Genomic DNA, 14,396 nt, shown 5'->3' on the forward strand with positions numbered 1-14,396 from the left:
AAAAAAGAGGTAAATTTGATCTAACTCCGAATTTACCGTTTTTCTCTGTTTAACCCCGATCGCGTAAAGAATTGCGCGCGCGGGCTTGTGCCTGATTTTGAATTTGTGCAATCTGGCTAGCGACCTCTCGTGCAATAGCTTGTTCATCCATTCCTTGTGCGGCGTTCACCTGAATAGTGATATTCATCGGCTGGCTGACTTGCACTTGTTGCGTCTGTGTCCGGCGCAGTGGCGCGCGGTCGTCCACTTTGATCGGTTGCGCAACCGCTACACTCATGCCCAGACCGGTAGCAAGCATAGCGTTTTTGCCATAATTTAGCGCATTAAGCAAAGGCACGCCAAGGCGAGATGTTGCCACTTTGGTCATTACATATTCGCCACCATGTACAATCCCTTTCGGCTCATACTTGCCACCGTCCCCGGTGTAGCCTCCTTGGGCGTAGCCTTTAACAAGACCGCCTTTGTAATATAATGCGGGATCATTCATGGCATCAATAGTGTTACCTAATACACTGTTGCCATATGCCGCCTTAATATTTTCAGTTTTGGTCTGTTGTGCTTGGATATTCATATTATTAATGGATGGAAGCTTATCAATCACCCATTTGATACCATCCATTAATTTAGTAAGCGGTGTCAAAATCCATTCAATGGCTTCGGCTACAGACTGACCAAATGAAATGCCCGCATTTTTTGCACTTTCTAATTCTTCCGCGCTTGATTTCACCGGATCGATAAGGTTAAACGCCCAAGTAACCGCTTTTTTAATCCAATTTACGATCACACCAAAAGCATTGGCGAGCGGTTGGAATTTAGCGATTGTAGGGGCTAAACCTTGCATTAAACCTTGGAAAAAACCGCCAAAAAACGCCCGCACTTTTTCCCAGTTGCGGTAGATGAGCAAGGCTCCTGTAGCAATAGCAGTAATAAATAAGCCCAAAGGAGTAAAGGCTAAGAATGTAAACGCTGTACGCAAAGCAGTTACAACTAATGTAATCGCATTAAAAGCACCTTTAAGATAGGTCAATGGGTTGAGTAATTTTAACAAACCGTTCCCTAACGCTCTGCTGATATTGAGTGTTGCTTGTCCTGTAGCTTTCCAGCTCGTTAATGTTTTAGTCAATATTTTGGCTTTTCCTGATACATTTGGAAATATATCATTAAGGTGTTTTAATCCTAATCCAATACGAGCTATAGGGTAGGCTAAGAAACTAAGTAATAGGCTAAGTGCGCCAAATGAGGTCAATCCGATTCCTACTACAGCGGTTAGTTTTACTAAATTTTCCGCCAATGCCGGATTTGCATTCATCCAACGTTGAACTTTGTCAATAACCCCGCCGATTTTTTCCATTAATCCTTTCAATGTCGGCGCAAGTAAACTACCCATCATCGAATTTATATTAAATAGACGGTTTTTCAGTAATGCCCATGATGACGAAAGTGCTTTCATTCGCGTGTCAAACTCTCGTGACATTGAACCCGTTGCCATTTCGCTATTGGCAAGGGCAATTTGGCGACGCCATTCTTCTGTATTTGAAACAAGTAATGCTAAAGTTTTACTGTGTTCCGTACCCACAAGATCCGCAATAATACCAAGTCGTTTTTCTTCCGGTAATTTTTTAACCGTATCTACAATCTGCATTAATGTTTTTTGTGCATCTTTTGCCATCCCTAATTCAACTTTACTTGCATTTAACCCTAAAATACTCAAGGCACTTTTAACCGGTTTCTTTTTACTAGCTGAAGATAAACGCGTGAAGATGGCATTTGTTGCAGTAGCAGATTGTTCTTCCGCGGCTCCGGCAGTTTGTAATGTGGAACCTAATGCAGCTAAATTTTTTCGGTAATTTTTGCTATTCCTGCAATACCTGATACGCGGTTCATATAACCAATAATTTCATTCCCTTTTGAAATCGCATTATCATCTAAATAATTAATCGCATCGGCTAACTCCATGCTCGCTTGTGATGACAATTTAAAATTTTTGGTTACTTTTCCATATTGTTCAACCAAATCATCTGGATTTTGTGCATCAAAAGCCGTTGCCATTTTTGTATTTAAGCGAACAAAATCTTCTAACTGTGCTTTTGGCACATCCATTCTAGCCGCCGCTTCAATCATATTGGCAATTTCAACAGTAGTCATCGGCAATTCAGTAGATAATGTTTGAATTTTTTGTTTCCAAACATCATATTCCGGCGTTAAATTACCAGCTTTATCTTTTAATCCATCAACTTGTCGCACAACACCAAGCATCGCATCTTCAAAAGACATAAAATCAGTCACTGAATTTTTAATTGGTACGCTAATTGTGGCACCGGCAGCCATTGATTGTGCGCCAAGTATTTGCGCTCGACTGCTAATATCTTTCAGTTTATCCACTTTGCTACGGTAAGCATTGTATTTTGCCTGTTGTGCATTAAGTTTTTTTAATTCGGCAGATTGTTTGCTGATTTCTGCATTGGCGCCTTTTAATTTACCGCGCAATTCCGTTTGGCGTTGACTTAATGAATGGGCAGTTATTCCATTTTTGGCTAATTCTGCACGTGTGCGCTGTAATTTATTGGATAGTTCAACTTCTTCCGCTTTTAATTTTTTAACGCTTTGCTGTGCATTTTCAACACGTACGCGGTAAGCCTCACTTGGATTTTTTAATTCTTTCAAGCGTTTTGATAATCGCGTTGCAGTTTGTTGCGCTTTTTCTTGTTCAGTTTTTAACGCATTCAAGCGATTAATTAAGGGATTGAGTTTGCTACGGTATTGCGCAAGAGATGATGCTTGTTGCTTATCTTGTTTGATAAGTTGACCACGCAAATTTTTATTTCGATTTAAGGCATGGGATAACGCATCAACATTTTTGACCGCACTTTTCATCGGTGCGCTCATTTTATCCATGGCACTTAATAAGACTGATAATTGCAGATTATTCATATAATTTCCGATTTTTGTTGACAAATAAAAGCTGTTAGTTTAATAATCATTAAAGACAAAGGGGGTAAATTATGGAATTAATATTCTTTCTATTATGGGTTCCTGCATTAATTTTAGCTATTGGCACAGTGGTGCTAGTAGTTTTGCCATTATTTACGGTGCTTTTAACCTTTGCTTTACCAGCCCTATTGGTTCTAGGCTTTATTTTGTTGTTATGGGCAATCACAGAAAATATCATGCTATCTATTTTGATTTTCTGTACTATCGTTGTAATGAATTTAATTTATCACCGTGAAAGCGTAAAAGAATTTTTTGCCAATAGATGATTAAAGCTCATCCCCTAACGCTTTAATCACATAATCTTCAATCATTTGAATATCTTCATCTGCAAAGCCCAGCAATTCACGCTGGGCATATTGCACTTTATATTCCCGCTGTCGCTGTACTCTCCCTTTTAATCCGTATTGATGGATTTCGGCAATTTTGGCGTTGTCGCCACTAAATCCTACGGTAATCTCATTGGAATTGGACCGCACTTTTAAAAAGCGGGCAGTGCGCAGTTTGGAAAACATGGCTTTACGCTTAACTCGCCCTGTTTTCTTGCGCAATTTTTGTTGTTTTCTTGGTTCATATGCGCTGCCATCCGGATTTTGTTGTCGGGTAATACGGGCTTGTTGACGTTGGCGCAATTTTTGCCCGATATTTTTCGCCAACGTTCGCCGCGCTTGTGGGCTTAGGTTTTGAATAAGTGTGGTCAGTTTGGCGCTAATTTCTTCAACCGTTGCCATCTTCAATCACTCCACTATCAAAAATCAAATTATCTTCACTTTCCAAATACACGCGCACCTGTTCTTTTTGCCACACCGGCTCCGCCTTATAGTTCAAGATCACGTTGTTGTTATTTTCATTGTCTTGTTTCGCAATCACCCGCTCCGTCATCTGAATTTCAAAAGAGACGTCCACGGTATTATTATTGTTGTAATCTAAGATAAACTTAAACGCACCCTCGCGACGTTGCGGGTTTTCAAAGATTTCCGGTTGATTGGTGCGGAGGTAGGCTTGAATTGGGATAATCAGCTGTGCAAGGTCATCTTTAAAATCGGTGGCGATAATGTTTAACGTGTAACGAAATTCAAAACTTAACCCGCCGGCGCCGGTGGCAATAATTTGTCCGTCGTCGATAAAAAGCTGTAAGTTATCCGGATTGGTGATGAAATCCGGATAACTTTGTTCAATAATTTTGCGCAGTTGGTTTGGTTTTTTCATTGACGAAATCCCCGTTTTTTCTGTTCGTAAACGGCTTGGCAATCCACGCACCGAGTACATCCGTTAATCATGCGGCGACGCTTCTCCGGTATGGGTTCATCGCAGTCTTGGCAGTGGGTCCGGCTTGGACGTTGTACCGCTTGGAAACGGTTTTCTAATGCCACCTTGCGTTGCAATTCTTCCAGTTTCTGTGCTTGGTCTAATATATCTGTCATTTTCTATCCGTTATTAGCTTTTCTGCACCTTGGTTAAAATCTGCAATACATTGTTTTAATGCGTTATTTTCTATCATGCACAGCTCCGTTTGGTTAAGGGAGTGCTCTAACGCGACCGCTAGGTCACGGTTGGTTTTCACCCGCACTATAATTTGTCGGCACATGGCGCCACTTGGTATTTTGCCCGCGAAGCATTGATTGACGCGTTGACCACGGGAAAAAATCAAATTTTCCTTTCCGCCAGTAAAAAACAAGCGTTGCAATTTCGTTCTTATATTAAAGATTATGCCAAGCAAACCGCCGACGTCGATTTAAAAGGCGAGACGATAAAATTGCCCAATGGGGCGGAATTATATTTTTTAGGTACCAATGCCGCGACTGCGCAAAGTTATCACGGCAATTTGTATTTTGACTAATATTTTTGGGTGCCGAAATTCGCCGTGATGCGCAAAGTGGCATCCGCCATGGCATCACAAAAGCAATATCGGCAAAGCTAATGAATACTGGTTATGAGATTTTTAGGTGATACTTATGCTACTTTTGATAAAGAAATATCGGCGGCTTGTTATGCTAAAGCAGTTACTTAAAAAAAAGATATTGGATTTATCTATAAAATTAAATTCAAACCGGCAAATTATTTTATTGCGAACGGTAATTTTAAGGCTGCAAAATGCGAAATTAAAGAAATTATTGATTATAAGGAAAGGCATGGTTAGAAAATTTCGGAAGATATTTTATCATTAACAAAAAATCAATGGTATTTAGAAGATGAAGATACTTCTAAGAGTCAAGTGTCGTATCAAAAATTTTCTTCTTTGGCTGAAGGTTTACTTTACAAAGATCTCCCCTGAATTGAAGCATATTTAGATGATGTATTTAAAAATAATAATAAGAAAATGCGTAAAGTATTTATCAAAACTGATAAAATTCCAATGGAAATTTTGTTGCCTGAAAATAGATTCGCTTTAACATCGGATAAGGCAGGGCAATACGTTCAACTCAAAGGCGAATTTAATATGGGGAAATGTAGGCTTTTCCTCTGTCAAGAGAATCCAATAATTCCATTTGTTCATGATTTTTGCCGGTGTAGAGAATCATCCTAAGGGGCTATCGAAAGTTACAAACAGATTGTTAGCTATTTTTAGTAACGCTTTCAATTGCTCAGAAAGTATTAATACACTATACTCTACGTTTACCAAAGAAATTGAGAATTTAAAAGATTAATTATGCATAATAAATTCAGCGAGCAAGATCGCCAATTTATGCAAATGGCGTTGGATTTAGCCGCATTAGGACGTTTCACCACGACGCCAAATCCTTCCGTCGGGTGCGTATTGGTAAAAAATGGTGAAGTTGTGGGGCGTGGTTTTCATTTTAAAGCCGGCGAGCCACATGCCGAAGTGATGGCGATACGCGAAGCCGGCGAGAGCGCAAAAGGCGCGACAGCTTATGTCACCTTAGAGCCTTGTGCCCATTTTGGTCGTACGCCGCCTTGTGCCAAAGGGCTAATTGAAGCGGGCGTGGCGCGTGTGGTGGCGGCAATGGAAGATCCTAATCAGCAAGTGGCGGGCAAGGGGCTTGCAATGTTGGCGGAAGCGGGGATTGAATGTGCAGTCGGTTTATTACAAGAAAAAGCGGAGCTGCTAAATCAGGGGTTTCTAAAACGAATGCGGATCGGCTTACCTTTTGTGCGGTTAAAAATGGGGATGAGTATCGACGGAAGAACGGCGATGGCAAGTGGTGAGAGCAAATGGATTACCGGCGAAGCATCTCGGCGTGATGTGCAAGTTGAACGCGCGGCAAGTTCCGCCATCCTTTCCACCGCGCAAACCGTGGTGACAGATGATCCGCGTCTTAATGTACGTTGGGAACAATTGCCGGCGGCAGTACAACAATATTATCCGCTGTCTTCTTTACGCCAGCCGGTGCGTGTGATTATGGATCGTCAACATAAAGTATTACCAACGCATCAGCTTTTTCAAATTCCGTCTCCGGTTTGGTTAGTCAGTGATCGTCATCAAAATCCGCGTTATTTTCCGGAATTTTGCGAAAAAATCTCACTTAATACCGAGTTAAATCAAGCTTATTTGTTGGCATTAATGCAAAAATTGGGGCAACGACAAATTAATACGCTGTGGGTGGAGGCGGGAGCGAGGTTAGCCGGTGCTTTGATCGAGGCGGATTTAGTTGATGAGCTGATTGTATATATTGCGCCTAAATTATTGGGCGATCAGGCAAAAGGATTATGCTATCTTTCCAATTTAACCAAATTAGCTGATGCGCCTTTATGGAAATTAAGCCATACCGCGCAAATTGGAGATGATGTTAAATTAGTTTATCAGCGTAAGCATAAGCTAAAAAATTAAAGGGAGTTGTTATGTTAAAAAAATAATTCAATCCGTCTTTATTGGATTGGCGACTGCCATAGTGATTTTGTTGGCGCTGCCTTTTTTGCGTGATGGAATAGGCAATGATGAGAGGGAAGTCGTATCTTATCGTGATGCGGTGCGTGTTGCATCCCCCGCGGTGGTAAATGTTTATAATCAAGCCTTTGCTTCAAACTCTAATAATAGTTTGCAAGTCAATAACTTGGGTTCCGGCGTGATTATGTCAAGAGATGGTTATATTTTAACCAATAAACATGTCATTCAAAATGCGGATCAAATTGTCGTGGCGTTACAAACCGGCAAAGTGTATGAAGCGCAATTAGTTGGTTCGGATAATTTAACCGATCTTGCGGTATTAAAAATCAAAGCCGATAACCTCTCCACTATTCCACAAAATCCGAAACGTCAACCACATGTTGGTGATGTGGTGTTGGCAATTGGTAATCCGTATAATTTAGGGCAAAGCGTTTCGCAAGGGATTATCAGCGCCTTGGGACGTAATACCGTTGGAGATTTTATCGGGCGTCAGAATTTTATTCAAACAGATGCCTCGATTAACCGTGGCAATTCTGGCGGCGCCTTAATTAATTCACTGGGTGAATTAGTTGGGATCAGTACCTTGAGTATTGGTAAAAGTGCTAATGAAATTGCCGAAGGGTTGAACTTTGCCATTCCAATTGATTTAGCAAATGACGTATTGCAAAAAATTATTCGTGACGGGCGCGTTATCCGCGGTTATTTCGGTGTACAAAGCGATATTTTATTTGGTAATGGGCAAGCGGGACGTGATAAAGGCGTGTTGATAACGAATGTGATGCCAAGCAGTCCGGCAGCAAAAGCAGGCATCCAAGCCGGTGATATTATCATTAAATTTGGTGAGGTAGATGCCATTTCGCCGGCGCAAATGATGCAATTAATCAGCAATACTAAACCAAATGTGAAAGTGAATGTATTGATTAAACGCTTAGGCAAAATGATCACGTTGCCGGTGACCATTGAAGAATATGTCTCGAATTAATGTGGTAGATCATGGAAACCAGTCATTTTTTTGCTTGTTTAGATCGTTTAAAGCTTATTCAGCGCTGGTCGCTGATGCGCAATATTGAAACGGAAAATCTTGCCGAACACAGTTTGCAGGTCGCCTTTGTAGCGCAAGCTTTGGCGATAATTAAAAATAAGTTTTATGGTGGCAAAGTTAATGCGGATCGTATTGCGGTCATTGCAATGTATCACGACACGTCCGAAATTTTTACCGGCGATCTGCCGACGCCGATTAAATATTTCAATCCGCAAATCACGCAAGTATATAAGCAAATTGAAAGTGCTGCCGAGTTGCATTTAATCAACCTGCTGCCACAAGAATTGCAGCAGGAATTTGCCCCTTATCTTGATAGCCAACAATTTTCGCCGGAAGAAAAACATGTTGTGAAACAAGCGGATCTGATCTGTGCTTATATTAAAACGAAATTTGAATTGGAACATGGCAACCAAGAATTTACGCAAGCAAAACGACGTCTTGAACAGTTATTAGACACATGGAAAAGCCCTGAAATGGACTATTTTATGCAGGTTTTCGTACCAAGTTTTGCCCAAACCTTGGATGAAATCGCATTTTAAGCGCGATTTTCATCTTGTTTTATTTTTAGGATACGGCGTTATTTGATTTGTACAAAGCGACCGTGGCTGTGGTGCGTAAAGTTTTCATCAAATTTTTATTTTGCTGTGTCGTTTTGCATTTTCCTTTTAATTCAATAAATTGCATACGTAAATGATCCAATTCGTGAATACGTTTGGCGATATGTTTAATATGTTGATCCAAAATGCTGTTGATTTTTTCCGCCTGTTCTTTTCCCGCATTTTCCAAGCCTAAAATCTGCTTGATTTCATTTAGCGAAATGTCCAATGAGCGACAGTAACAAATAAAAGCTAAGCGTTTGAGATACTGTGCGTTATAAATACGAAAATTGCCGGCGGTTCTTTCCGGTTTTGATAATAAACCTTGTTTTTCATAAAAGCGAATTGCCTCGATTACTGCAACCAATGGTTTTGGCTAATTGACCTATTTTCATCATATTGAACATCCTTTTAAAAATTACTTGACTATGAAGTTACTTCATATTTTATGATAACCCAAAATTGATCACAACAGGGGGTATAATGAAAAAACTTGGTTAATTTTGACCGCACTTTTTTTGGGGTCACAAGCTTATGCGCACAATGTGTGGCTTGAAAATGTAAAAGATAGCACGCAACAATATGTTGTGAAATTTGGGCATGAGGAAACGGAAAGTTATCCGCAACAGAAATTAAAAGCAGTAAGCTGGCTAGATTTACAAGGAAAAATGCATGAAGCGAAATGGCAAATGCAAGCAGGTGAAGCGCATTTTTCTGCGCCGGATGCAGCCTTGGTTTTTATTCAATTTGACAATGGGATTTGGTCGAAATTGCCGAATGGCAAATATGTAGAAAAAACCAAAAAGAAGCGCCGGATGCGGTGTTAAGCATGAATGCCATGAAATTAGGCAAACGTATTTTGCAATGGAATAATGCAGCATTGCAGGCACATCAACAAGAATATGAAATGGTGCCGCAGGCGGTAGCGAAAGCCGGCGAAAAATTAGCGATTTTGGTCTTGCATCAAGGGAAACCCGTTGCCAATATCAAAGTGAGCAATGGCGAAGATCAGCCTTTTGTGTTAACAGATGAAAAAGGTATTGCGCATTTTGACGTGAAATCCGGCAATAATCGAGTTTGGGCTAAGTTTACGGAAACCGGTACGGATAATCCGGATTATGCAGAGCGTCATATTGAATATTTATTAACTTTTGATGCAAATTAATGAAATTTATTAAAATTTTAACCGCACTTTTGGTTTTATTTTCCAGCCAATCTCTGTGGGCACACAGTCTCTATTTGTTCGCGCAATACGATGGAAAGGAAATTAGCGGCAAAGCGTATTATTCCGATTTGTCACCGGCTGCGGAAACCTATGTAGCGGTGTATCGACAAGATAAGACAGAAATTGTTACTGAAGGGCAAACTGATAAGCAAGGTGAGTTTCATTTTCCGTTGCAAGGCGAAGAAGGCACCATTTATCGGGTTGAAATTGAAGCAATGGAAGGGCATAAAGCAGTGGCATATGCGGCAAATGTGGCGGCACAAGCTGATTTGACATCAAATCGTGCCTCTTCCAATCGTTCGGCGTCGAACACCGGTGATGAGCTAATGTTGGTGCGGGCAGATATTGCCAAGTTGCAAGATAAAATTTATTTTCGAGATATTTTGGGCGGAATCGGTTATATTGTCGGCTTTTTGGGATTATGGGCATGGTGGCAATCCCGACGTCAGGCTAAATAACATAAGCAAATAAAAAGGCGATATTATGCATTTATCTGAAGGTGTGTTACATCTCCCTGTGTTATTAAGCGGTGCGGCGGTGGCGATTATTGGGATCGCGCTAGGCTTGCATCAATTACCCCATGAGAAATTACCCTTAACCGCGCTGTTTTCCGCCGCTTTTTTTGTCGCCAGTACTATTCATATTCCCATTGGGATTGGCAGTGTACACCTTATTCTTAATGGACTTGCCGGATTATTTCTCGGTTGGGCGGTATTTCCTGCTTTTTTGATTGCCTTAATGTTACAAGTGCTATTTTTTTCCTTTAGCGGTTTTGCGGTCTTAGGCGTTAATTTGTGTATTATGGCGTTGCCAGCAGTTTTGGTACGTTATCTTTTCCGTCGCTTTGTCTTTCAACATTCATCGTCTAAATTAGGTATTATCGGCTTTTGTTCCGGTGCAATCGGCGTATTGGGTGCGGCGTTAATTGCTTCTGCCGTGTTAGCTTTGGATGGTGGTAAAAACTATTATGATCTGATAGCATTGTTGTTTGTTACCCACTTGCCGGTGTTGTTGATTGATAGCTTAATCAGTAGCAGTATTTTATTGATGCTGGCAAAAATGTATCCTCTCGCGTTACGCTCGGCAAATTATTCCGAATGAAATTGAGCTTTTTTCCACCACACTTTCGCTTAATCGCTTTATTTGTCGCCGGATTGATTATCAGCACCTTGGCGCAAATTTGGTCTTTAAGTTGGCTGAACGCGATTTGTTTTTTGGCGTTGTGGGCGTGGCTATATTGGCGTGGTGACGCACTATTGCCTTATGTTAAGCGATTTTTCACGCTTTATGTTTTTATTGCCTTGATTTGGTTAACATTAAGCTGGAAACTTAGTCCGCAAGGGTGGCAACTAAATCCGCAGGGTATACACATCGCCTTGCTGATTAGCTTAAAAATGCATTTATTGCTGTGTTTGATTCATTTATTGTTGATGGATATTTCCGATACTATTTTGGTGCAAGCGGTAAGCCACCTGCCTTTACCGAAAAAATTAATTTCTTTATTTGTGCTGACCGTGCGCTATATTGCGCTGTTATCCGAAACCCGGCGCAAGATGAGCATCGCAATGCGCGCGCGGTTATCGTCACCGTTGTCATCGTCGCGCGTTTTATGTAGTAACCCAACAGGTTACCCTGTTATTAATCAAAGCGTTAACTAAAACGGAAAAAGCGCAGATGGCGCTTAAAGCAAGAGGATTTCGTGCGGACTAAGGTACGTGGCAAAGGAATAATATGATATTAGCGGTTCATAATTTACATATTCATCTACAACATCAACACATAATCCAAGGGGTAAGTTTTTGCTTGCAACCACAACAACGATTGTTTTTACAAGGCGATATTGGCGCTGGAAAATCTACGTTGTTACATAGTTTGCTGGGCTTTGTGCCGATTTCTCAAGGTGAGATTTATTGGTTTGGAGAATGTTGTCGACAAGAAAGAGATTTTCATCCTATTCGTGGTGCGCAGGTGGGCATTTGTTTTCAGCAAGCAGAAGATCAATTATTCGGACCGACGGTATTAGATGATGTCGCTTTCGGTTTGCTCAATTTGGGTATCTCGCGAGAGAGGGCTTATCAACAAGCCTTGACACAGTTGGAACAATTAGATATTGCACATTTGAAGGAGCGTTCAGTAAACTGGCTTTCTGGCGGTGAAAAAAAAAATTTTGTTGCGCTCGCCGGTGTTTTGGTAATGCGTCCGAAAGTGTTGTTATTAGATGAACCGACCAACAATTTAGCACAAAAAAATATCGAAAAACTGACTTCTCTTTTACGTTCTCTTAGGTTGCCAATGTTAGTTGCGTCTCATGATCAAGGGTTTGTGCAAGCGCTGGCGGATGAAATGGATATTCAGGTGGCAATCCACACGGATACCTTAAACGAAAGCGGTTTTTTGGAAGATACTATGCAAGCAATTAATGGTCGTGTGATCCATACATTTCACACCGAAGGTGCCGGCGGTGGTCATGCACCGGATATTATCAAAGCGGCAATGTATCCGAATGTTTTGCCGGCATCCACCAATCCGACACGTCCGTTTACCGTGAACACGATTGACGAACATTTGGATATGTTGATGGTTTGTCACCATTTAGACAAACGTGTGCCGGAAGATGTGGCGTTTGCCGATAGTCGCATTCGTCCGGAAACCATTGCTGCAGAAGATATTTTGCACGATATGGGCGTTTTTTCCATTATGAGTTCCGACTCACAAGCAATGGGGCGTGTGGGGGAAGTGGTGACCCGAACGTGGCAAACGGCTGACAAAATGAAAGCGCAACGTGGCGCGTTAGCCGAAGATCCGCATTCTGATAATTTCCGTATCAAACGCTATATCGCCAAATATACCATTAACCCAGCAATTGCCCATGGCATCAGTGATTATGTGGGATCATTGGAGGTGGGTAAACTTGCCGATATTATGTTATGGAAACCAATGTTTTTTGGCGTAAAACCGGAATGTATTTTGAAAAAAGGCATGATCAGCTATGCCAAAATGGGAGATCCGAATGCCTCAATTCCGACCCCGCAACCGTTTTTTTATCGCCCAATGTTTGCTTCACAAGGGCAAGCGAACAGTAAAAGTGCGGTCATTTTTGTCTCAAAATCGGCATTTGACGCGGATATTCGCCGGCAATACGGGCTAAACAAAGAGACTTTAGCGGTACAAGGGTGTCGTGATGTGGGTAAAAAAGATTTGATCTTGAATAACGTCACGCCGGAAATTACTGTAGATCCGGAGCGTTATGAAGTTCGTGTGGACGGTGAACATATTACGTGCGAACCGTCGACAACATTACCGTTGGCACAACGATATTTTCTGTTCTAGGTAGGCTATCCACGGAAATAAAAAACGTGGTTACCCTCCCTAAAGGAGAAATTCTGTTTTGCCGAGGCTAATTTGTTAGCCTCGGATTTTAATGAGTGGAATAATAGAAATATGCAAATTCTTAACCCAATCCTTCCTATTATGGAAGAAATTTTCGGAAATTTGACCGCACTTCGTGCCGAGGGCAAAATTGTGGCACAAACAGTAGATTATGTACCATTACAATGGTATGAAAGTGAGCGCAATATTTTACGCAAAACCAGTCTTGGCGGGCGTGAAGTCGCGTTTCGTTTGTTAAAAGAAGGACAGCGTTTAAAACATGATGATGTGGTGTTTATTAGCACGGATTTGGTGCTGGCAATTGAAATTTTGCCCTCTGATGTGATTGTGTTGTCGCCTCAAACCTTGCCGGAAATGGCGCGTTGTTGTTATGAAATCGGCAATAAGCATTCTCCGCTATTTTTAGATGGCGACGAATTGCTATTGCCTTATGATAAACCAATGTTTGAGTGGCTGCGTGCTGCCGGGTTTGCGCCAAAACAGGCGCAGCGTCGTTTAAGCCAAGCGTTGCGCGCGAATTCAGCACAAGGACATTCTCATTCGGGCTTACATCATCACGGAGATGGAAATTGGCATTCGCATTAACCCCTCCATTACAGAGTTTAGGCGCCTTGTTGCATTTGGTCGATCCAACGTTGCCTATCGGCGGATTTAACCATTCCAATGGGTTGGAAACCTTTGTACAGCGTCACAAAGTCAATAGTAAAGCAAGTTTGGCAGAATATGTGAACACGCAATTGCTGCAAAATTGGATCTACAATGATGGTGCCTATTTGTCTTTGGCGTTTGATTTGATGATGCAACAGGATTTGGCGGCATTGATTGCCTTGGATCAGGAATTGGCAGCAATGAAAATTGCGCGTGAAAGTCACGAAGGGAGCTACAAATTAGGCATGCGGCTGCTGAAAATTTTTATTCGTTATGAATCGCATCCGTTGCTTGCGCAATTTCAACAAGCAATTGCAGAAAAACATTGTCAGGGCTATTTTCCCGTGGTTTTCGCGATAGTTGCGCAAGCAATGCAATTGAATAAGCCCGAAACCCTGTATGCTTTTTATTACAATGCGGCAGTAGGCGTGGTGACGAACGGGGTGAAACTGATCCCGCTTAGCCAAATGGACGGGCAAGATATTTTATTTAGCTTGCGCCAACCGATTGTCGAGGTAGTGGAGCAAAGTTTGCAACCGGATCTTAAACGTTTGGGCGCAGCGACTTTGGCAAGCGATTTACGCGCCATGCAACATGAACAATTATACAGCCGGCTTTATATGTCTTAAGCAAAAAGTACGGTCATTTTTGATGTTTTTT

15 protein-coding genes and 3 pseudogenes are annotated in these 14,396 nt (G+C 41.5%); 12 read left to right on the forward strand and 6 right to left on the reverse strand.

Features of this window, described 5'->3' with window-relative positions; genetic code table 11:
- Positions 1-49: 49 nt before the first annotated feature.
- Together CFY87_RS04265 and CFY87_RS12565 are read right to left on the reverse strand one after the other, a co-directional pair.
- Positions 50-1,873 (reverse strand): phage tail tape measure protein, encoded by a 1,824-nt coding sequence (locus tag CFY87_RS04265; RefSeq protein WP_336595877.1) that lies wholly within the window; start codon positions 1,871-1,873, stop codon positions 50-52.
- Positions 1,831-2,931, reverse strand: coding sequence for a phage tail tape measure protein (locus CFY87_RS12565; RefSeq protein WP_336595876.1), 1,101 nt, complete (start codon positions 2,929-2,931; stop codon positions 1,831-1,833). The genes CFY87_RS04265 and CFY87_RS12565 overlap by 43 nt, the downstream gene beginning before the upstream one ends.
- A 71-nt stretch (positions 2,932-3,002) precedes the next feature.
- Between CFY87_RS12565 and CFY87_RS04270 the strand changes: the two genes are divergently transcribed.
- Complete coding sequence (locus tag CFY87_RS04270) at positions 3,003-3,257, forward strand: hypothetical protein (protein WP_094946022.1); 255 nt, start codon at positions 3,003-3,005, stop codon at positions 3,255-3,257.
- Here the strand turns inward: CFY87_RS04270 and CFY87_RS04275 are convergent, their stop codons facing one another.
- The 3 genes from CFY87_RS04275 to CFY87_RS04285 are packed head-to-tail and all read right to left on the reverse strand — an operon-like array spanning position 3,258 to position 4,412.
- Positions 3,258-3,719 (reverse strand): phage virion morphogenesis protein, encoded by a 462-nt coding sequence (locus CFY87_RS04275; protein ID WP_094946023.1) that lies wholly within the window; start codon positions 3,717-3,719, stop codon positions 3,258-3,260.
- Positions 3,706-4,197: a phage tail protein gene (locus CFY87_RS04280; protein WP_094946024.1), complete on the reverse strand. Its 492-nt coding sequence runs from the start codon at positions 4,195-4,197 to the stop codon at positions 3,706-3,708. Before CFY87_RS04280 ends, CFY87_RS04275 begins: the two co-directional genes overlap by 14 nt.
- A complete protein-coding gene (locus tag CFY87_RS04285; protein WP_094946025.1) occupies positions 4,194-4,412 on the reverse strand; it encodes a TraR/DksA family transcriptional regulator in 219 nt (72 codons plus the stop codon). Before CFY87_RS04285 ends, CFY87_RS04280 begins: the two co-directional genes overlap by 4 nt.
- 164 nt (positions 4,413-4,576) lie before the next feature.
- On the opposite strand from CFY87_RS04285, the pseudogene CFY87_RS04290 reads away from it, so the two are divergent.
- The 4 genes and pseudogenes from CFY87_RS04290 to yfbR all read left to right on the forward strand — a co-directional run.
- Positions 4,577-4,906 (forward strand): annotated as a pseudogene (locus CFY87_RS04290) (terminase large subunit domain-containing protein); the annotation flags it as partial.
- A 732-nt stretch (positions 4,907-5,638) separates the two neighbouring features.
- The gene (gene ribD, locus CFY87_RS04300) at positions 5,639-6,778 is read left to right on the forward strand and encodes a bifunctional diaminohydroxyphosphoribosylaminopyrimidine deaminase/5-amino-6-(5-phosphoribosylamino)uracil reductase RibD (protein WP_094946027.1); all 1,140 of its coding nucleotides are present in this window, start codon (positions 5,639-5,641) and stop codon (positions 6,776-6,778) included.
- Complete coding sequence (degS, locus tag CFY87_RS04305; protein WP_094946028.1) at positions 6,774-7,817, forward strand: outer membrane-stress sensor serine endopeptidase DegS; 1,044 nt, start codon at positions 6,774-6,776, stop codon at positions 7,815-7,817. Before ribD ends, degS begins: the two co-directional genes overlap by 5 nt.
- An 11-nt stretch (positions 7,818-7,828) precedes the next feature.
- A complete protein-coding gene (yfbR, locus tag CFY87_RS04310) occupies positions 7,829-8,416 on the forward strand; it encodes a 5'-deoxynucleotidase (RefSeq protein ID WP_094946029.1) in 588 nt (195 codons plus the stop codon).
- A gap of 25 nt (positions 8,417-8,441) precedes the next feature.
- Here yfbR and CFY87_RS04315 read toward each other — a convergent pair whose 3' ends face one another.
- Positions 8,442-8,840, reverse strand: coding sequence for a MerR family DNA-binding protein (locus tag CFY87_RS04315; protein ID WP_419670245.1), 399 nt, complete (start codon positions 8,838-8,840; stop codon positions 8,442-8,444).
- A gap of 94 nt (positions 8,841-8,934) precedes the next feature.
- Here CFY87_RS04315 and CFY87_RS04320 point away from each other — a divergent pair.
- From CFY87_RS04320 to CFY87_RS04350, 7 genes and pseudogenes are all read left to right on the forward strand, one after another.
- Positions 8,935-9,638: pseudogene (locus tag CFY87_RS04320) on the forward strand (DUF4198 domain-containing protein).
- Entirely contained in the window at positions 9,638-10,156 is a 519-nt protein-coding gene (locus CFY87_RS04325) for a hypothetical protein (RefSeq protein WP_094946030.1), read from the forward strand. The pseudogene CFY87_RS04320 and the gene CFY87_RS04325 overlap by 1 nt, the downstream one beginning before the upstream one ends.
- A 25-nt stretch (positions 10,157-10,181) precedes the next feature.
- On the forward strand, positions 10,182-10,799 hold the full coding sequence (gene cbiM, locus CFY87_RS04330; protein ID WP_094946031.1) for a cobalt transporter CbiM: 618 nt from the start codon (positions 10,182-10,184) through the stop codon (positions 10,797-10,799).
- Positions 10,796-11,408, forward strand: a pseudogene (locus tag CFY87_RS04335) (energy-coupling factor transporter transmembrane component T family protein). Before cbiM ends, CFY87_RS04335 begins: the two are co-directional and overlap by 4 nt.
- Before the next feature lie 21 nt (positions 11,409-11,429).
- Positions 11,430-13,028 (forward strand): urease subunit alpha, encoded by a 1,599-nt coding sequence (locus CFY87_RS12760; protein ID WP_094946032.1) that lies wholly within the window; start codon positions 11,430-11,432, stop codon positions 13,026-13,028.
- Positions 13,029-13,139: 111 nt separating this feature from the next.
- On the forward strand, positions 13,140-13,673 hold the full coding sequence (ureE, locus tag CFY87_RS04345) for an urease accessory protein UreE (protein WP_094946107.1): 534 nt from the start codon (positions 13,140-13,142) through the stop codon (positions 13,671-13,673).
- Complete coding sequence (locus tag CFY87_RS04350; RefSeq protein WP_094946033.1) at positions 13,658-14,365, forward strand: urease accessory protein UreF; 708 nt, start codon at positions 13,658-13,660, stop codon at positions 14,363-14,365. Before ureE ends, CFY87_RS04350 begins: the two co-directional genes overlap by 16 nt.
- Positions 14,366-14,396: the final 31 nt, after the last annotated feature.

The sequence above is a fragment of the Actinobacillus seminis genome, assembly GCF_002263215.1.
Taxonomy (GTDB): domain Bacteria; phylum Pseudomonadota; class Gammaproteobacteria; order Enterobacterales; family Pasteurellaceae; genus Actinobacillus_B; species Actinobacillus_B seminis.

What these genes read in the sequence shown, in the direction of transcription:
- CFY87_RS12565 (WP_336595876.1), bottom strand. Translation starts at nt 2,931, where the DNA reads ATGAATAATCTGCAATTATCAGTCTTATTAAGTGCCATGGATAAAATG.
- CFY87_RS04270 (WP_094946022.1), top strand. Translation starts at nt 3,003, where the DNA reads ATGGAATTAATATTCTTTCTATTATGGGTTCCTGCATTAATTTTAGCT.
- CFY87_RS04275 (WP_094946023.1), bottom strand. Translation starts at nt 3,719, where the DNA reads ATGGCAACGGTTGAAGAAATTAGCGCCAAACTGACCACACTTATTCAA.
- CFY87_RS04280 (WP_094946024.1), bottom strand. Translation starts at nt 4,197, where the DNA reads ATGAAAAAACCAAACCAACTGCGCAAAATTATTGAACAAAGTTATCCG.
- CFY87_RS04285 (WP_094946025.1), bottom strand. Translation starts at nt 4,412, where the DNA reads ATGACAGATATATTAGACCAAGCACAGAAACTGGAAGAATTGCAACGC.
- ribD (WP_094946027.1), top strand. Translation starts at nt 5,639, where the DNA reads ATGCATAATAAATTCAGCGAGCAAGATCGCCAATTTATGCAAATGGCG.
- yfbR (WP_094946029.1), top strand. Translation starts at nt 7,829, where the DNA reads ATGGAAACCAGTCATTTTTTTGCTTGTTTAGATCGTTTAAAGCTTATT.
- CFY87_RS04325 (WP_094946030.1), top strand. Translation starts at nt 9,638, where the DNA reads ATGAAATTTATTAAAATTTTAACCGCACTTTTGGTTTTATTTTCCAGC.
- cbiM (WP_094946031.1), top strand. Translation starts at nt 10,182, where the DNA reads ATGCATTTATCTGAAGGTGTGTTACATCTCCCTGTGTTATTAAGCGGT.
- CFY87_RS12760 (WP_094946032.1), top strand. Translation starts at nt 11,430, where the DNA reads ATGATATTAGCGGTTCATAATTTACATATTCATCTACAACATCAACAC.
- ureE (WP_094946107.1), top strand. Translation starts at nt 13,140, where the DNA reads ATGCAAATTCTTAACCCAATCCTTCCTATTATGGAAGAAATTTTCGGA.